The organism is Sphingomonas sp. MMS24-J13, from assembly GCF_044905095.1.
GTDB lineage: Bacteria > Pseudomonadota > Alphaproteobacteria > Sphingomonadales > Sphingomonadaceae > Sphingomonas_I.
Genome location: NZ_CP173258.1, coordinates 2361248 through 2377788, shown reverse-complemented (window position 1 = coordinate 2377788; position 16541 = coordinate 2361248). Strand labels below are relative to the sequence as shown.

Annotated in this window: 15 protein-coding genes; 5 read left to right on the top strand and 10 right to left on the bottom strand. The window is 65.8% G+C overall.

Annotation, left to right across the window (positions count from 1 at the left end):
• The first annotated feature begins 4 nt into the window (after positions 1-4).
• Positions 5-2101 (top strand): nuclear transport factor 2 family protein, encoded by a 2097-nt coding sequence (locus AB4Z44_RS11090; RefSeq protein ID WP_404714087.1) that lies wholly within the window; start codon positions 5-7, stop codon positions 2099-2101.
• A 5-nt stretch (positions 2102-2106) separates the two neighbouring features.
• On the opposite strand, the gene AB4Z44_RS11085 is transcribed toward AB4Z44_RS11090, so the two are convergent.
• A complete protein-coding gene (locus AB4Z44_RS11085) occupies positions 2107-2445 on the bottom strand; it encodes a hypothetical protein (protein WP_404714086.1) in 339 nt (112 codons plus the stop codon).
• Between the two features lie 82 nt (positions 2446-2527).
• On the opposite strand from AB4Z44_RS11085, the gene AB4Z44_RS11080 reads away from it, so the two are divergent.
• Positions 2528-2956: a hypothetical protein gene (locus AB4Z44_RS11080; protein WP_404714085.1), complete on the top strand. Its 429-nt coding sequence runs from the start codon at positions 2528-2530 to the stop codon at positions 2954-2956.
• On the opposite strand, the gene AB4Z44_RS11075 is transcribed toward AB4Z44_RS11080, so the two are convergent.
• Together AB4Z44_RS11075 and AB4Z44_RS11070 are read right to left on the bottom strand one after the other, a co-directional pair.
• On the bottom strand, positions 2931-3347 hold the full coding sequence (locus tag AB4Z44_RS11075; RefSeq protein ID WP_404714084.1) for a type II toxin-antitoxin system VapC family toxin: 417 nt from the start codon (positions 3345-3347) through the stop codon (positions 2931-2933). The two genes, AB4Z44_RS11080 and AB4Z44_RS11075, sit on opposite strands and share 26 nt — an antisense overlap.
• Positions 3344-3610: an AbrB/MazE/SpoVT family DNA-binding domain-containing protein gene (locus AB4Z44_RS11070; RefSeq protein ID WP_404714083.1), complete on the bottom strand. Its 267-nt coding sequence runs from the start codon at positions 3608-3610 to the stop codon at positions 3344-3346. The genes AB4Z44_RS11075 and AB4Z44_RS11070 overlap by 4 nt, the downstream gene beginning before the upstream one ends.
• 169 nt (positions 3611-3779) lie before the next feature.
• Here AB4Z44_RS11070 and AB4Z44_RS11065 point away from each other — a divergent pair, with 169 nt between their 5' ends.
• Positions 3780-5279 carry a S10 family peptidase gene (locus AB4Z44_RS11065; RefSeq protein WP_404714082.1) on the top strand — a complete coding sequence of 500 codons (1500 nt, stop codon included), beginning with the start codon at positions 3780-3782 and terminating at the stop codon, positions 5277-5279.
• A 152-nt stretch (positions 5280-5431) separates the two neighbouring features.
• Here AB4Z44_RS11065 and AB4Z44_RS11060 read toward each other — a convergent pair whose 3' ends face one another.
• On the bottom strand, positions 5432-5677 hold the full coding sequence (locus AB4Z44_RS11060; RefSeq protein WP_404714081.1) for a hypothetical protein: 246 nt from the start codon (positions 5675-5677) through the stop codon (positions 5432-5434).
• A 245-nt stretch (positions 5678-5922) separates the two neighbouring features.
• Here AB4Z44_RS11060 and AB4Z44_RS11055 point away from each other — a divergent pair, with 245 nt between their 5' ends.
• Positions 5923-7845 (top strand): potassium transporter Kup, encoded by a 1923-nt coding sequence (locus AB4Z44_RS11055; protein WP_404714215.1) that lies wholly within the window; start codon positions 5923-5925, stop codon positions 7843-7845.
• Positions 7846-8037: 192 nt separating this feature from the next.
• Here the strand turns inward: AB4Z44_RS11055 and AB4Z44_RS11050 are convergent, their stop codons facing one another.
• Positions 8038-8286 (bottom strand): hypothetical protein, encoded by a 249-nt coding sequence (locus AB4Z44_RS11050; protein WP_404714080.1) that lies wholly within the window; start codon positions 8284-8286, stop codon positions 8038-8040.
• A gap of 608 nt (positions 8287-8894) precedes the next feature.
• Positions 8895-9587 carry a transposase gene (locus AB4Z44_RS11045; protein WP_404714079.1) on the bottom strand — a complete coding sequence of 231 codons (693 nt, stop codon included), beginning with the start codon at positions 9585-9587 and terminating at the stop codon, positions 8895-8897.
• A 241-nt stretch (positions 9588-9828) separates the two neighbouring features.
• Between AB4Z44_RS11045 and AB4Z44_RS11040 the strand changes: the two genes are divergently transcribed.
• A complete protein-coding gene (locus tag AB4Z44_RS11040) occupies positions 9829-10485 on the top strand; it encodes a flavin reductase family protein (protein ID WP_404714078.1) in 657 nt (218 codons plus the stop codon).
• 77 nt (positions 10486-10562) lie between these two features.
• Here AB4Z44_RS11040 and AB4Z44_RS11035 read toward each other — a convergent pair whose 3' ends face one another.
• From AB4Z44_RS11035 to kdpB, 4 genes are read right to left on the bottom strand one after another with little or no spacing between them, the layout of a single operon-like run.
• On the bottom strand, positions 10563-11255 hold the full coding sequence (locus AB4Z44_RS11035) for a response regulator (RefSeq protein ID WP_404714077.1): 693 nt from the start codon (positions 11253-11255) through the stop codon (positions 10563-10565).
• On the bottom strand, positions 11252-13894 hold the full coding sequence (locus AB4Z44_RS11030) for a DUF4118 domain-containing protein (protein WP_404714076.1): 2643 nt from the start codon (positions 13892-13894) through the stop codon (positions 11252-11254). Before AB4Z44_RS11030 ends, AB4Z44_RS11035 begins: the two co-directional genes overlap by 4 nt.
• Positions 13891-14481 carry a potassium-transporting ATPase subunit KdpC gene (gene kdpC, locus AB4Z44_RS11025; protein ID WP_404714075.1) on the bottom strand — a complete coding sequence of 197 codons (591 nt, stop codon included), beginning with the start codon at positions 14479-14481 and terminating at the stop codon, positions 13891-13893. The genes AB4Z44_RS11030 and kdpC overlap by 4 nt, the downstream gene beginning before the upstream one ends.
• A 15-nt stretch (positions 14482-14496) precedes the next feature.
• Positions 14497-16527, bottom strand: a complete 2031-nt coding sequence (gene kdpB, locus AB4Z44_RS11020; protein ID WP_404714074.1) for a potassium-transporting ATPase subunit KdpB — start codon at positions 16525-16527, stop codon at positions 14497-14499.
• Positions 16528-16541: the final 14 nt, after the last annotated feature.

Sequence of the window (16541 nt, the reverse complement as noted above, 5' to 3'; positions counted from 1 at the left end):
GGTGATGGGTAATGCCATGCGCGCGCTTGGCCTGGCGCTGATGCTTTCCACGGCACCGGTCGTGGCCGTGCCGGTGACGCGCGACAGCCTCGCGCGCGATGTCGGCCAGGCCGAGGACGTTCGCGCGATCAAGACGCTCCAGCGCTCCTACGCCAATTTTGCCCAGTTCGGGCTGTGGCGCGAAATGGCGGCCTTGTTCGCCGACGACGCGCGCTGGATATTCGATACCGAGACGATCGCCGGTCGCGCCGCGATCGGCCGCCATCTGCTGGCCGGGGGTGGCGGGCATGACGGGCTGGCGCCGGGTGTCGTCAACACCATGATGATCGAGACGCCGCTGATCAACCTCGCCCCCGATGGCCGGACGGCGAAAGGGCGCTGGCATGGCCTGTTCTTTCAGGGCGACGGCAAAGGCCATGCGACCATCACCGGCGGCATCTACGAGAATGACTATGTGAAGCAGGGCAGCGTCTGGAAGATCGCGACGCTCCATTTCTATCCGCAATATACCGGCCCGTACGAGCAGGGCTGGCTCAACTGGAAGGGACAGGATCTGCCGATCGTCCCCTACCATTTCACCCCCGACAGCGCAGGCGTGCCGATCCCGCCGGCGACCGGCCCGGCGCCCCGATCCGCTGCGACCTTGGCTGCGCTGCAGAAGCGGATCGTCGCGCTGAACGACGAGGACAAGGTCCGCAACCTCCAGAATGCGTACGGCTATTATGTCGATCGCAGGATGTGGGACGATGTGGTCGATCTGTTCGCCGACAAGAGCGCGATCGAGATCGGCGGGATCGGCGTCTATGACGGCAAGTCCGGCGTCCGGCGCGCGATGGAGCGGATGGGGCCGCAAGGGCTGACCCACGGCCAGCTCAACGATCGGCCGCTGTTCGATACGGTCGTGACGATCGACGGCAACGAAGCCCATGCCCGCGGTATCGAGCTCGGCATGCTGGGCGAGGCCGACAAGGGCGAGGCCTATTGGGAGGTCAACGTCTTCGACAACCGCTTCGTCAGGGAAGGGGGCGTCTGGAAGATCCGCGAGATGCGGATCTTTCCGTTGATCCGCAGCGATTATCATCAGGGCTGGGCCAGGAGCCGGCTGGTCGAGGACGCGCCGACCGGCCGCCTCGCCCCCGACCATACGGTTCCCGCTGCCGATCGTGGCTCGCAGGACGACATCATCCCGGCCTTCCTGATCGCCAATCCGGCGAGCGGCCGCCCGATCGCCATCCCGGCCGGCAAGACGAAGGTGGCGGCTGCACCGCTCACCGGCCCGATCCCGCCCGCCCCGGCACGCGCACCGATGGCGCTGGCCGAGCTATCCCGCCGTCTTGCCGTGTCGAAGGCCTATGACGGGGTCGAGAATGTCTCGACCGCCTATGGCGACTTCCTCGACGACTTCCAGTCGCCGCAGTTCAGCGCCTTGCTCGCGAAGGACGGCTTCAAGGTCTCGGCCTTTGCCGGCTATTTCGTCGGGCGCGAGCGGGTGACCCAGGCGGGGCTGCTCGTCTGGGGCAAGCCGCCGGTGACGCGCGTGGGCATTTCCTTTCACTGGCGCATCCAGCCGGTGATCAACGTCGCCGCCGATGGCCGCTCCGCCACCTACCACGCCCGCCTGTTCCAGCCGCGCACCTCGAAGCAGCCGGCCAAGCCTTACGCCTTCTACGGCGCGGGCTTCCACAGCGGCGTATATCACGACCAGATGGTGCTGGAGGACGGGATCTGGCGCTTCTGGAACCTGTCGCTCGACGAGCCCTACATGGTCTCGCCCGACTGGAAGGGCGGCTGGTCGGGTGCGAAGGATCGCGTGATCGACAGCAATGCGCCCGCCAGCCCGCTCATGGCCAAATATCCGCCCGACATCCCGATCAAGTCGCTCGGCGCCCGCATGGAGCACTTCCGCGGCGGCACCGGGCAGACGATCGAATGGCCCGGCATCCTGCCGATGTGGTTCGATTACCGGAACCCGGTGAGCGGGCGCGTGCCCGAACATTATACGCCGGTGTGCGTGCCCTGCGACGTCCGCCCCGATCTGGCGTTGTCGGCGCACGGATACCTCGCACCCCCGACCGGGCCGGAGCCAGATCCGATGCCCTGACGCCTCTAGGCTTCGATCGACGCCAGGATGGCGGGCGCGATCTCCGCCAGGGGCCCCTGCAGATCGGGATTGGCGAGATCGAAGATCGCATCCGCGACCGCGGGTTCGTGGCGCGGCTCGAAGGCGATATCCTCGCGCAATTCGATCAGGTTGGCCCAGCGCGCGACGCTCTCGGCATCGGTCTGCCCGGTCACGAAGCGGTCGATCACATCAGCGATATCCTGGCGACGGAGCGGCACCGCCGGACCGTCATCCCAATCGAGCCCGGCGACGAGCGCCTCCAGTTCGGCGATCGGCCGGTCGAAGCGGATGAGCGAGGCGAGAATGAAGCGGCGGTCCATCATCGCCGCCTCTAGCGTCGCGGCAATTGTACGCAATCGCTGGATGGCCTCATAAGGCTCGGCGCGACAATGAGCAGGAGCCGCCGTGGCAGATACCGTACCGACCATCCCCGCCGTCACGGGCCGCAGCTTCGAGGGAACGATCGCGCTGGCGATGCAGGCGGCCCGGGAGAGTGACGGCCCGGTCGTGATGCTGTTCAGCGATATCGCGGTCCAGGTCGATCCCGCCGACGATGCGGCGACGATCGCGCGCAATTATGACGAGACCGTCGCTCTGGTCCTCGTCCGGCTCACGGACATGCCGCTCGTGACCGATCGCGTGCCGATCCGCGGCGACATCATCGAGACTTTGGTCGACGATCATTCGACCCGCACGATGAAGGGATCCATCGGGATCGTCACCGATGTCGACGCAGGCGCGCCGGGAGAAGTGTTCAAGATCGTCGTGCGCTTCGCCCGGCGCACGGTCGATTATGTGCCGGAAGATTTCAAGGATCTGCGGTACGTGCGGTGAGGAGGCGAGCGCTTACCCCATTTTCGTCGAGAAGCCTGACCGCCTTCCTGTCGAACGACACGAATGTCTCGCCCCCTAGCCACCGGCCCTGATATGCGATGACGCCGTCGGCGAAATCGCCACCCGCTTCCAATATGGCGAGACCGGCCTCGGCGGCCGGGCGATCGACCAGAACGCCGCGCGTTTCCATGATGCTGCGGATCGCGTTCGCGATCGCGTGGCGCGGCACCGCATAGCCACGCCCCAGCACCCACGCCAGTTCGCACAGCACCAGCGGACTGATCGCAACCGACGACGCCTCGGCCATTGTCCGGATAGCGAGATCGGTCTGCGCCGCGTCATCCTCCATGACGAGGCGAACGAGGATGTTGGTATCGGCGATAACGTTCATGGGCCGTCGCGATGTCGGGCCGCGCCCGCCTCCGCTATCTCCTCGCCGATCTCCTCGATCGAGAGCGTCCGCCCATTGCCCTTGGCCTTGAGCATGCCCCGCAGCGCATTCCACGACCCCGTTGGTCGGTCAGCCTTTAATTCGGCGCGGCCATCGGGCAGCAGTTCGAGCCTGAGCTTGTCGCCCGGCTGGATGCCCAGATGTTTGAGGACGTCCTTACGGAATGTCACCTGCCCCCGCTCGGTTACGGTCAGCGTTGCCATGGCCATTCTCCTCGTGAGGCTATATAATGCGTTTCTGCATTACATCCAAGCTAAACCGAAAAATGGCGAATGGTCGTTCGCAGTTGTCATTCGACACTCCGTCGAAAGCCCTGTTGACCGCCGCCAAGCTGCGCTAGCGATCGGGTAACCTTCCATTCCGGGACATATCATGCGCGCCTACGCACGTTTTGCCACCCTTCTCCTCGCCACCGCCGCGCTCGGCACCGCGACGATCGCAGCCGACAAGCCCGCCGACAAGCCGGCCGCCGCCGATGCGAGCCCACTGCCTTTCCCCGCGGACGCCAGCATCAGGCAAGTGACGCATGTCGCGGGCAAGGCGATCAACTATGCGGTCACCGTCGGTTCGCTGCCGGTGCGCGATGCCGATGGAAAGAAGACCGCCGAGGTGGTCTTCACCGCCTACACGATCGATGGCCCGCGCAATCCCGATCGCCCGGTGACCTTCGCCTTCAATGGCGGGCCGGGTGCGGCATCGGTCTATCTCAACCTCGGCGCGATCGGGCCGAAGCGCATCCAGTTCGGCGCGCAGGGCGACAGCCCGTCCGATCCGGCGCGGCTGCACGACAATCCGGGCACTTGGCTCGATTTCACCGATCTCGTCTTCATCGATCCGGTCGGCACCGGCTTCTCGCGCTCGCTGCTCAAGCGCGACGAGACCGACAAGGCCTTTTTCATGATCGACAAGGATATCAATTACCTGTCGCGCATCGTCTATGACTGGCTGGCCAAGAACGGGCGCATGGCCTCGCCCAAATATATCGTCGGCGAAAGCTATGGCGGCTATCGCGCGCCCGCGATCGCGCATGCGCTGCAGACCGATATGGGGGTCGGCGTGTCCGGCGTGGTGATGGTGTCGCCCGCGCTCGACGGCAGGACCGCCGCCGATCCCGATGTCTCGCCGATGTCGTGGGTGGCGACCTTGCCGTCGATGGCGGCGGCCTATTACGAACGCCAGGGCAAGCCGCTGACCCCGGCGCAGATGGCCGAGGTCGAGACCTATGCGCGCACCGATTTCGTCACCGATCTGCTGCGCGGGCGCGAGGATCCGGCGGCGGTCGATCGGATCGTCCAGAAGGTCTCGGGCTATACCGGGCTCGATCCGGCGTTCGTGCGCCGCGCGGGCGGGCGGATCGACAGCCGCGCGTTCCTGCGCGAACTCTATCGCGATCAGGGCCGGCTCGGCAGCTGGTACGATCCCAACGTCACCGCTTACGATCCCTATCCCTGGTCGCCCAACCAGCGCGCGGGCGATCCGATCCTCGACGGCATCTATGCGCCGACGACCTCGGCGATGGTCGATTTCGTCACCAACCAGGTCGGCTGGAAGGTCGACGCGCATTATGAGGCGCTCAACGGCGAGGTGAACGAGCGCTGGGAGAAAGGCTGGTTCACCCGGATCGAATCCGCCTCCGAATTGCGCGCCGCGCTCGCGATCGACCCGAAGCTCAAGGTCATGATCGTGCACGGCTACAACGATCTGTCCTGCCCCTACTTCCAGAGCCGGATGGTGGTCGCGCAGATGCCCGACATGGGCAAGCCCGGCCGTATCCAGCTGCGCACCTACCCCGGCGGGCACATGTTCTATTCGCGCGGCGACAGCCAGGCGGCGTTCCGGCGCGACGTGATGGCGCTGTACGGGGTGAGTTGAAGCGCTCTAAAATCCTCCCCGGCACGGGGAGGGGGACCATTGCGAAGCAATGGTGGAGGGGGCCCACCTCCAAACAGGTGCTTCGGTCGAGGTGGGCCCCCTCCACCACGCCGCTACGCGTCGCGGTCCCCCTCCCCGTGCCGGGGAGGATCCTAGTATCGCCGCGTCCAGCGTTGGGAGAGCTCGACCTGATCGAAGAGATGCTGGCCCAGCACCAGCATTGCGCTGCCCGCGCTCAGCGAGGCGAAGGCGAGCAGGGCCAGCAGAAACGCGATGGCATCGGGCGACCGCGTCGGCGTTCTGAATAGCAGCGACCACAAGGCCGCGCTGACAACAAGCGTTACCGCGCCCACCAGCCGGAGCGGCAGGTTTGCCCATTTCGTCGGTTGCATTGCCATCTGCATCGCTTCACCCAATCGGAAGCAGGCCATGTATTCGGGGCGGCATAGGCATTCGAGATCATGAACCGCGCCTTGGCATAGTGGCCGCATATGATCGGGCCGCCGCGTCGCGCGAAAAACATATGCGAAACATATGCGCCGCTGCCCGAACCCGTCTCGAAAGCCTATGAGGACGGGTTCATGTGCGCGTGCGTCGTCGCGGTCGCCCCCCGGCGCGCAGGATGTTCCATTACGTGTCCGCTATGACCCAGGCCGTCGATCCGGCCTCTGCCCCATCGTCCATCGATACCGCCCACGCACATGACGGCACCCCCGAGGGCACCGGCGCGCTCGCGCTTGGCGCGATCGGGGTGGTGTTCGGCGATATCGGCACCTCGCCGCTCTATGCGCTCAAAGAAAGCTTCGTCGGCCATCATCCGCTCACGGTCGATCGGCTGCACATCTACGGTGTGCTCAGCCTGATCTTCTGGACGATGATGCTGATCGTCACGGTCAAATATGTCCTGCTGATTCTGCGCGCGGACAACAAGGGCGAGGGCGGCAGCCTGGCGTTGCTGGCGCTGATCTCGCGCCGCCTCGGCGCGGCCAAGTGGAAGAATGGCATCATCATGCTCGGCGTGGCGGCCACAGCGCTCTTCTATGGCGATGCGATCATCACGCCCGCGGTCTCGGTCCTGTCCGCGGTCGAGGGGCTGACGGTGGTGCAGGACGGCCTGGAGCATATGGTGCTGCCGATCGCCGTGCTGATCCTGATCGGGCTGTTCGCGATCCAATCCTACGGCACGGCCCGGGTCGGCGCGCTGTTCGGGCCGATCATGGTCTTCTATTTCGTGATCATCGCGCTTCTGGGCATCACGTCCGTCGCGGCCCAGCCGGCAATCCTGGGGAGCGTCAATCCGCTGTGGGCGGTGCGCTTCTTCATCATCGATCCCAAGCTGGCCTTTCTCGCGCTGGGATCGGTCGTGCTGGCGGTGACGGGGGCCGAGGCGCTTTACGCCGACATGGGTCATTTCGGTCGCAAGGCGATCGGCATTTCGTGGCTTTACATCGCTCTGCCGTGCCTGCTGCTCAATTATATGGGGCAGGGGGCATTGCTCCTGTCCGATCCGAAGACGGTCGAGAATCCGTTCTACCTGATGGCCCCGGATTGGGCGCGCCTGCCGCTGGTGATCCTGGCGACGATGGCGACCGTGATTGCGAGCCAGGCGGTGATATCGGGTGCCTTTTCGGTCACGCAGCAGGCGGTCCAGCTCGGCTTCCTGCCGCGGCTGAAGATCGTCAATACCAGCGCCAAGGCGGCGGGGCAGATCTACGTGCCGTTCGTGAACTGGGCGCTGCTGGTGCTGGTGATCATGATCACGCTGGGCTTCAAGAATTCGGGCAATCTCGCTGCGGCCTACGGCATCGCGGTGACCGGCACGATGTTCATCACCGCCTGCATGTTCGGTGTGCTCGCCTTCGCCGTGTGGAAATGGCCGCCGGTGGTGGCCGGGCTGGTGACCGGCGGCTTCCTGTTGATCGACGGGCTTTATTTTGCGTCGAACCTCACCAAGGTGCCCGATGGCGGCTGGTTTCCGCTGCTGGTCGCGGCGGTGGCGTTCACCTTTCTCACCACCTGGGCGCGCGGGCGGAAAATCCTGCGTGATCGGCTGGGGCATAGCGACCTGACGATGGAAATGTTCATCGCCTCGACCGCGAAGTCGCTCAAGCGCGTGTCGGGCACCGCCATCTTCATGTCGGCCAGCCCGACGGCGGTGCCGACGGCGTTGCTCCACAACGTCAAGCACAACAAGGTGCTGCACGAACGGGTGGTCGTGCTGACGGTGAAGATGGAGCAGGTGCCGCACGTGCCGATCGAGAAACGGATCGAGACCTTCGCGCTACCCGCCAATTTCTACCGCGTGATCCTCCATTTCGGCTTCATGGACGAGGCCGATATCCCGGCCGCGCTGGCGCAGGCGAAGGACTGCAACGGCATCTTCCGCGCGATGGACACGAGCTATTTCCTCGGCCGCCAAACCCTCATCGCCTCGGCGCATCCCGGCATGGCGGTGTGGCGCGAGCAATTGTTCGCCTGGATGGTGCGCAATGCCGAGAGCGCGATGGAATTCTTCCGGCTGCCGACCAACCGGGTGGTGGAATTGGGGAGCCAGGTGGAGCTTTAACCGGTAGCGGGTCACCCTCACCCTTCCGGCGCTCCGCGCCTCTCTCCCTCTCCCGTCGGGAGAGGGAAGGGGCCCGCCGCGCAGCGGTGGGAAGAGTGAGGGCGATCAACTTGCCCCGATCAGCCGATGCCCAGCACCAGATCATTCGAATGGCGAAAATGGTGTGCGAAGGTGGCCCAGCGGCCCGCGCCGCTAGTGAACGCTCCTGATCAGATCGATGGCGCGGTTGAATATCCAGCCCACGCCGAAGGCCACCACCGCAATGGCGGTCAGCCCAAGAAGCCAATCAATCAATGACGGGCCACACGGTCCATCGACGCTTTCGCACACTAAAGCGCCGCCAACGAATTCGATCAACGTCCAGGCGGCGGCAGCCGGGACAGCAACCGCAGTGCCGACCAGGGCGCCCCAGTTGCGCCAAGAGCGATCGACATAGGCCATGCCGCTTAGTGCACTGACGGCAGGTTTCGGGCAATCTGGCATTGCTCGGATTTGACCGTTGTCTGAGCCCTAAGCGGACGGCGGTCTATCCAGCTGAAATCAGCCGTCGATATTGCGTCGAAGTCTTCGATAGACCCAATTCGGTGTCAATCGCTGTGGCCGAGCGACTGGACAGGCAACCACCGAATCCCCAAACTACCTGTCTAACCGGAGATACGGATATGATGCCGCTGATATTTCTGGCCGCCACGGTTGCCGCGGCAAGACCGTCCATCACCATGTTTGGCAACGAAGGTGGCGTTAGCTGCTCAAACGCTTGGAAGCCTGAGTTTCAATACGCCACCCGGAGCTACATACGAGGCCTATGGTCGGGCATGAATTTGATGGCAGCGTCGACCGCGGGTCGCGTCCAGGCGCGAACGATTACTCTGGAAGACGTACGATCGGCCTGCGCAAAGGACCCACACGGGCTTTTGGGCACCGTCGCTGAGCGAGTTTATTACCGGGCGCAGCGCGTTCCCTGATCCGGGCAGGTCTCCGGCACGAGGCGAAGGTACAGATCCAATCGTCGTCGCCGTAGTTCGGGTAGTTCCGTAGTTCCGGGGACACTATACCAAACTCTCGATCTTGGGCTTGGGTCCACGCTTTTGGGGCGCCATGGTCCGCGCGCAACGGCGTTCCGCGTCAGCGATCCACTCCGGCTCGGCAAGCGGGCGTCCTGTCGAAATCCGAGCTTCGATCAGGGCATCATCCTCAGGGATGCCTGCCGCCTCAAGACCGTCCACCAGCATGCGTCGCCAGTTTCGAACATGGCTCGACAGCGCGGCGACATCGGTCAGCGGATCATCCTGTGCGCGGCGGCCACCAATGTGCGATCGCGCGCTCGACCAGCGCCAATCCTCGGCGCGTTCGACCAGGCCGGCCGCGACCGGATTGCGCTCGACATAGCGCACCGCCACCATCAGATGGGCGTCGTCCATGGGATAGCTGGCAAAGCGCCCCTGGAAGAGATAGCCGCGCCAGCCTTCGCGAAAGTTGATGTGGCGCGAATAACGGCGATGCGCCTCCGCAAGCGTTGCGCGCAGGCCATCGATGCGCGCCGGAACGAGGATCAGGTGGATGTGATTGTCCATCAGGCACCACGCCAGACAGCGCGTTCCCTGATCCCGGCAGGCTTCCGCCACGAGGCGAAGGTACAGGATCCGATCGTCGTCGCCGAAGAAGACGGGAAGCCGGCGATTGCCGCGCTGGGTGACGTGGTGTGCCACGTCCGGAATGACGATGCGTGACAAGCGGGCCATTGACGATGGCTAACGGGCGCAGGCTGCGACGTCAATTATGTATAGTGTCCCTGTAATTCCGTGTCCCCGTAATTCCATCACAAGTTGGAGAGCCGACTGAAAGTGGGGTGGAAAGCGGACTTCCATCGCCACCGTCCGAAAATGTCTTAGACGCAGGCGCATTCACGACTTATAGGCCCCATCGAACAAGAAACCGGAAATCTTTCCGGTTTTTCCAGCTTGCCAGGGGACTTGCGCCATCATGAGAGAATTTCACTCCTATCGCCCGGCCGAGGGCCATCGTCTCAAGCACGAGCCGGCCAACTCGATCGTCGCGCCCCGCCCGATCGGCTGGATCAGCACGGTCAGCAGCGAGGGGGTCGCCAATCTCGCTCCGTTCAGCTTGTTCAACATCTTCAGCTATCGCCCGCTGATCATCGGCTTCTCCTCCGGCGCGGAGAAGGACAGCGTCCGCAATGCGCGGGAAACCGGTGAATTCGTCTGGAATCTGGTTGGCCGCGATGTCACCGACGTGATGATCCTGACGGGGGACGAGGTGGGCCCCGAAGTCGACGAGTTCGAAATGGCGGGGATCGAGAAGATCGCCTCGATCGATGTCGCACCGCCGCGCGTGGCGGCGAGCCCCGCCCAGTTCGAATGCAAGGTGACCGAGATCGTCCACCTCAAGGATCTGGACGGCATTCCCAGCGACTTCCGGGTGGTGTTCGGCCAGGTCGTGCATGTGCACATCAATCAGGAATGCATCCTCGACGGCATCTATCAGACCACCCATGCGATCCCCGTGTCGCGCGGGGGCGGTCCGGCCGATTACTATGAGGCGCATGCCGATGCCCTGGTTAAGAAATGGCGGCGCGGCCCGATCACGCCAGTCGACCGCAAGCGAGAGTTTTCCAAGTGACCTTCCCTTCATGATGGTGTCCCTTGGCAGGCAGCCGAAGGGCTCAGGGCCCTGGATTTATCTCTTCACGACCTAACTTAACTCGCCCCGATCAATCGATACCCCACCCCCAACTCGTTCACGATCACCGCCGGCCGCGCCGGATCGTCCTCTAGCTTCTGCCGGATATTGCGCACCACCACGCGCAGATATTCGATGTGGCGTTCGTGATCGCTCGCCCATACCGCCGCGAGCAGCTTCTCGTGCGTGATGACGCGCCCGGGAAAGCGGGCGAGTTCGGCGACGACGCCGAACTCCTTGGGGGTGAGGTGGACCTCCTCGCCGTTGCGGGTGACGCGTCGCTCGACGAGGTCGATCTTCACGTTGCCGGATGTCACTTCGGCGCGGCCGCCCTCCGCCGTCAGCCGGCTGCGCAAGGCGACGCGGATGCGGGCGAGCAGTTCCTCGGTGTCGAACGGCTTGGTGACATAGTCGATCGCGCCGAGATCGAGCGCGGCCACTTTCTCGTCGGTCGTATCGCGCGCCGAGATGACCAGCACGGCGGCGGTGGTGCGCTGGCGAAAGAGTTGGACCAGCTCCATCCCGTCGCGATCGGGCAGGCCCAGATCGAGCAGCACGACATCGGGTGCGCCTTCGCTGAGCCGCTCGAGCGCGCTGCGGGCGCCGCCGGCCTCGACAACGTGATAGCCCGCCCGCTCCAGCGCGCCGCGCAGCAGGCGGCGGATATGGGGTTCGTCGTCAACGATCAGGACGGTGGCAGCGTCGCTCATAGGACCAGTGCGTTATCGGGAAAGCGAAGCGAGAAACGCGCGCCATGCGCGTCGGTGCGGTTGGCGGCCTCGACCGCGAGGCCCAGCGCATCGGCAAAGCCTTTGACGATGGCGAGGCCGAGCCCGGTGCCCCCCTTGCTCTGATCCGATCCCTCCAGCCGGCGGAAGGTTTCGAATACCTCGCTCTCGCGGCCGGCGGGCAGCCCCGGGCCGTGATCGAGGACCGAGAGGATCAGCGAGTCCGGCTTGCGCTCGGCGCGGATCGTGACCGGGCTCGCCGCGTCGGCATAGCGGCCGGCATTGTCGAGTAGGTTGATCAGGATATGGTGGAGCAATTGCGGATCGGCGCGCACCAGCGGCAGATCGGGCGCGACCTCCAGCACCACCTCATGCCCTTCCAGCACGCGGCGCGTGTCGTGGACCGCGCTTGCCACCGCATCGGTCAGGTCGATCGCCTCGCTCTTGAGCGCGAGCGCACCCGCCTCGACCCGCGCCATGTCGAGCAGGTTGGCGACGAAGCGGTTGAGCCGTTCGGCCTCGGCCTGGATCGTGTCGATCAGATCCTCGCTGACGCCGCTGCGCAGGCCGGCTGCGGCGGCCAGGATCGACGTCAGCGGCGTCCGCAGATCGTGGCTGACCGAGGACAGCAAAGCTGCGCGCAGCCGATCGCGCTCCTTCAACTGCACGACGTCGCGCGTTTCATGCTCCAGCCGCGCGCGCTCCAGCCCCAGCGCCGCCTGATCGAGCAATCCGGTCAGCAAGGGGAGCTGGTCCGACGACACCGGCTCGCGCCCATCGTCACGGGCGAGGCCGATCGCGGCGAGGGTACGATCGGCGGTGCGGATCGGCGTGAACAGCCAGTCCGACGCCGTCAACGTTTCCGAGCCGCGCCCGGCCGACTGGCCGCGTTCCAGCGTCCATTGCGCCGCGGCGAGCTCGATCGTGTCGAGCCGATCGTCCGCCGGGTTGGCGGCGGCGACCCGTGGCCCCTCCGGGGATGCGACGATCAGCACGACGCGGACCCCGAACAGGTGCGACACTTCGGCGCAGATGACGTGGCCCAGTTCCTCTTCGTTGGAGACCTGGGTGATCTGGCGGAGGAAGCCCGCCAGCGAGGCATTGGCCTTCGCACTCGCGGCGGCGAGATCGGCCTGCGCGCGCACCCGCGCGGCGAACTGGCTGGTCACGAAGGCGACCCCCAGCAGCACGACGATCGTCACGACGTTTTCGGGGTTGTTGACCGTCAAGGTGCCGGTCGGCGGCAGGAAGAAGAAATTGTACGCCAGGCTCGAGCAGATGCCGGCGAACAGCCCCGCGCGCAGCCCGAACGAACTGGCTGCGACCATCACCGGCAGCAGATAGAGCAAGGCCACGTTGGCGATGTTCAGGAACTGCGACAGGCCGGTTCCGATGCCGGTCACGACGGCGACCATCAATGTCGCCCAGAGATAGTCGCTGCGGCGGCCCCACGCGCTCGGCCGGCTCGGCAGGCGGCGCGTCGGTTCCTCCACCGGCGTTTCCATCGGCAGGACGTGGACCGCAACGCCGGCCGTCTCGCGCACCAGCCGATCGACGACCGATCCATAGCGGAGCTCGAACAGCTTGGAGCGCTGCGACTTGCCGATAACGATCTGCGTGATGCGGCCTTCCTCGACATAGGCCTTGAGCCCCTCGAGCACCGACGCCGCGGGCATCGACATGACGGTCGCGCCCAGCTGGCTGGCGAGGTGCATCGTGGCCGCCACGCGCTGCTTGTAGGCGTCGGGCAAGGCGCGCGTGCGCGGTGTCTCGATCGAGATCGCCGTCCATGGCGCGCGCTGGGCATCGGCGATCCGCTTGGCCTCGCGCACCAGCCCATCCGCGCCGGGCAGTTCGCTGACCGCGACCAGGATGCGTTCGCTGCCCGCCCAGGTGCCGGACAGCGCATGGGTGCGGACATAATCCAGCATCTGCGCATCGACCGCCTGGGCGGCGCGGCGGAGCGCCAATTCGCGCAGGGCGGAGAGATTGGACTTGGAGAAGAAATGGGCGAGCGCGCGGGTCGCCTCGTCGGGCACATAGACCTTGCCGTCCTTCAGCCGCTCGATGAGCTCGTCCGGCGGGATGTCCACCACCTCGATCTCGGCGGTTTCGAGCACGCGATCGGGCACCGTCTCCCGCACCCGGACGCGCGTGAACGAGGCGACGACGTCGTTGAGGCTTTCGATATGCTGGATGTTGATCGTCGAATAGACGTCGATCCCGGCTGCCAGCAGCTCGTCGACATCCTGGTAGCGCTTGGGATGGCGGCTGCCCGGGCTGTTGGTGTGGGCGAGCTCGTCGACCAGCACGAGCGCCGGCCGGCGTGCCAGGACCGCGTCCAGGTCCATCTCCCACAGCACGCGGCCCTGATATTCGACCGCGCGCCGCGGAATGACCTCGTGCCCCGCGATCAGCGCCTCGGTTTCGGCGCGGCCGTGGGTTTCGACGACGCCGATCACGACATCGGCGCCGGCGCGTTTGCGCGCGGCGCCTTCGGACAGCATCTCGTACGTCTTGCCGACCCCCGGCGCGGCACCCAGGAAGACCTTGAGCTTGCCGCGCGACTCCTGCTCGGCCTGCCGCAGGAGCGCGTCGGGATCGGGGCGTTCGTCGCTCACTTCGTCTTTGTAGCGCTCAAGCTATCCAGCTGTCGATTGAGCAGCAACACGTTTACCCTCTTCTCGCCGAGGAAGCCGAACAGCGGCCCCTTGGTGGCGTTGGCGACGATGACGTCGAGTGCCGCCTCGCTCATCCCGCGCGCCTTGGCGACGCGGGCCACCTGATACAAAGCCGCCTCGGGCGTGATATCGGGATCGAGGCCCGAGGCGGAGGCCGTGACCAGATCCAGTGGAACGGAACTACCTGGTACGGAAGCCTTGAGTGTCTTCACATCGCCCGCGATGCGATCGTGCAGCGCCTGGCTGGCCGGCCCGAGGTTCGAGCCGGAGGAGGCGAGCGGGTCATAGCCCTTGCCGGCGGCCGACGGGCGCGGATGGAAATAGCGGTCGGCGGCGAAGCCCTGTGCGAGCAGTTCGGAGCCGATCACCTTGCCGTTGTCCTCAATCAGGCTGCCATTGGCCTGATGCGGGAAGAGCGCCTGGCCGATCCCGGTGAGCGCGAGCGGGTAGGCGATGCCGAGCAGCAAAGCGAACAGCAGCGTCATAACGATCGCCGGGCGGAAGGAAGAGAGGATGTCGTTGTTCATCGGAATGTCCTTTGCTCAGGCGAGCCCGATCCCGCTGACGACCATGTCGATCAGCTTGATCCCGGCGAACGGGGCGATCAGCCCGCCCAGCCCGTAGATGGCGAGGTTGCGGCGCAGCAGCGGGCCCGCGCTCATCGGGCGATAGGTCACGCCCTTGAGCGCCAGCGGCACCAGAGCCGGGATGATCAGGGCGTTGAAGATGATCGCCGAGAGGATCGCGGTGGTGGGCGAGGCGAGGTGCATCACGTTGAGCACCGCCAGCCCCGGATAGAGCACCACGAACATCGCCGGGATGATCGCGAAATATTTCGCCACGTCGTTGGCGACCGAGAAGGTGGTGAGCGCGCCGCGGGTCATCAGCAATTGCTTGCCGAGGCCGACCACCTCGATCAGCTTGGTCGGATCGCTGTCGAGATCGACCATGTTGCCCGCCTCGCGCGCCGCCTGCGTGCCGGTGTTCATCGCCACGCCGACATCGGCCTGGGCCAATGCGGGCGCGTCGTTGGTGCCGTCGCCGCACATCGCCACCAATTTGCCGCCGGCCTGCTCCTTGCGGATCAGCGCCAATTTGTCCTCGGGCGTGGCTTGCGCCAGGAAATCGTCGACCCCGGCCTCGGCGGCGATGGCGGCGGCGGTGAGCGGGTTGTCGCCGGTGATCATCACCGTTCGGATGCCCATCTTGCGCAGCTCGCCGAAGCGTTCGCGAATGCCCGCCTTGACCACGTCCTTGAGCGCGATCGCGCCGAGCAGCTTGCCGTCGCGGGCCACCGCCAGCGGGGTCATGCCGGCCCGCGCGATCTCGTCGGTGGCGCGGCGCAGTTCGGTCGCGGCGGCGGTCTCGCCCAGGCCCGGATTGGCGCGCAGCACCGAATCGACCGCGCCCTTCTGGATCAGGGTCTCGCCGATCTTCACGCCCGAGATGCGCGTCTGCGCGGTGAACGGGATCACCTCCGCGCCCGCCGGCAGGGCGGTGTGGCGTACGTCGAAGCGTTCGCGCGCGAGCAGCACGATCGAGCGCCCCTCAGGCGTCTCGTCGGCGAGGCTGGCCAGCAAAGCGGTCTCGGCGAGATCCGACACGGCGATCCCGGACGCGGGGCGGAACTCGCTCGCCTGGCGATCGCCGATCGTGATCGTGCCGGTCTTGTCGAGCAGCAAGGTGTCGATGTCGCCCGCGGCTTCGACCGCGCGGCCCGATTTGGCGAGCACGTTGAAGCGCACCAGCCGATCCATGCCCGCAATGCCGATCGCCGACAGCAGGGCCGCGATCGTCGTCGGGATGAGCGTGATCAGCAAAGCCGCCAGCACCGCCACCGGGATCGCGCCGCCGGCATAGCTGGCGAAGCTCGGGATCGTGCCGACCGCGATCAGGAAGATGATCGTGAGCCCGACGAGCAGGATCGTCAGCGCGATCTCGTTCGGGGTCTTCTGCCGCTCGGCGCCCTCGACCAGCGCGATCATGCGATCGAGGAAGCCCTGGCCGGGATTGACCGACACGCGCACCTTGATCTGGTCGGAGATGACGCGGGTGCCCGCGGTCACCGCCGAACGGTCGCCGCCCGCCTCGCGGATCACCGGCGCGCTTTCGCCGGTGATGGCGGCTTCGTTGACGCTGGCGACACCCTCGACCACGTCGCCGTCCGACGGGATCAGATCGCCGGTCTCGACCAGCACGACGTCGCCGATGCGCAGCTGGCTGGCGGGCACGGTCTGGACGCTGTCGCCCTTGACGCGCTTGGCGTTGAGCTCGGCCTTGGTGGCGCGCAGGCTCGCCGCCTGCGCCTTGCCGCGCCCTTCGGCGATCGCCTCGGCGAAGGTGCCGAACAGGACGGTCAGCCACAGCCAGACGACGAGCTGGAGCTTGAAGCCGATCGCGAGGCCGTCATGCCCGACGACGAGCAGGACGGTGAGCAAGGCCGCGACGCAGGCGGTGACGAACATCACCGGATTGCGCACGAGCTGCGCCGGCGAGAGTTTGAGGAAGGCCTGGCCGACCGCTGGCAACAGCAGATCGGCGGTGAAGAGGGACTTGGTGGCGGTGCGTGCCATATGACGCGTCCTAA

What these genes read in the sequence shown, in the direction of transcription:
- AB4Z44_RS11045 (WP_404714079.1), bottom strand. Translation starts at nt 9,587, where the DNA reads ATGGCCCGCTTGTCACGCATCGTCATTCCGGACGTGGCACACCACGTC.
- AB4Z44_RS11085 (WP_404714086.1), bottom strand. Translation starts at nt 2,445, where the DNA reads ATGATGGACCGCCGCTTCATTCTCGCCTCGCTCATCCGCTTCGACCGG.
- AB4Z44_RS11070 (WP_404714083.1), bottom strand. Translation starts at nt 3,610, where the DNA reads ATGGCAACGCTGACCGTAACCGAGCGGGGGCAGGTGACATTCCGTAAG.
- AB4Z44_RS11060 (WP_404714081.1), bottom strand. Translation starts at nt 5,677, where the DNA reads ATGGCAATGCAACCGACGAAATGGGCAAACCTGCCGCTCCGGCTGGTG.
- kdpC (WP_404714075.1), bottom strand. Translation starts at nt 14,481, where the DNA reads ATGAACAACGACATCCTCTCTTCCTTCCGCCCGGCGATCGTTATGACG.
- AB4Z44_RS11050 (WP_404714080.1), bottom strand. Translation starts at nt 8,286, where the DNA reads ATGGCCTATGTCGATCGCTCTTGGCGCAACTGGGGCGCCCTGGTCGGC.
- kdpB (WP_404714074.1), bottom strand. Translation starts at nt 16,527, where the DNA reads ATGGCACGCACCGCCACCAAGTCCCTCTTCACCGCCGATCTGCTGTTG.
- AB4Z44_RS11090 (WP_404714087.1), top strand. Translation starts at nt 5, where the DNA reads ATGGGTAATGCCATGCGCGCGCTTGGCCTGGCGCTGATGCTTTCCACG.
- AB4Z44_RS11055 (WP_404714215.1), top strand. Translation starts at nt 5,923, where the DNA reads ATGACCCAGGCCGTCGATCCGGCCTCTGCCCCATCGTCCATCGATACC.
- AB4Z44_RS11035 (WP_404714077.1), bottom strand. Translation starts at nt 11,255, where the DNA reads ATGAGCGACGCTGCCACCGTCCTGATCGTTGACGACGAACCCCATATC.
- AB4Z44_RS11065 (WP_404714082.1), top strand. Translation starts at nt 3,780, where the DNA reads ATGCGCGCCTACGCACGTTTTGCCACCCTTCTCCTCGCCACCGCCGCG.
- AB4Z44_RS11040 (WP_404714078.1), top strand. Translation starts at nt 9,829, where the DNA reads ATGAGAGAATTTCACTCCTATCGCCCGGCCGAGGGCCATCGTCTCAAG.
- AB4Z44_RS11075 (WP_404714084.1), bottom strand. Translation starts at nt 3,347, where the DNA reads ATGAACGTTATCGCCGATACCAACATCCTCGTTCGCCTCGTCATGGAG.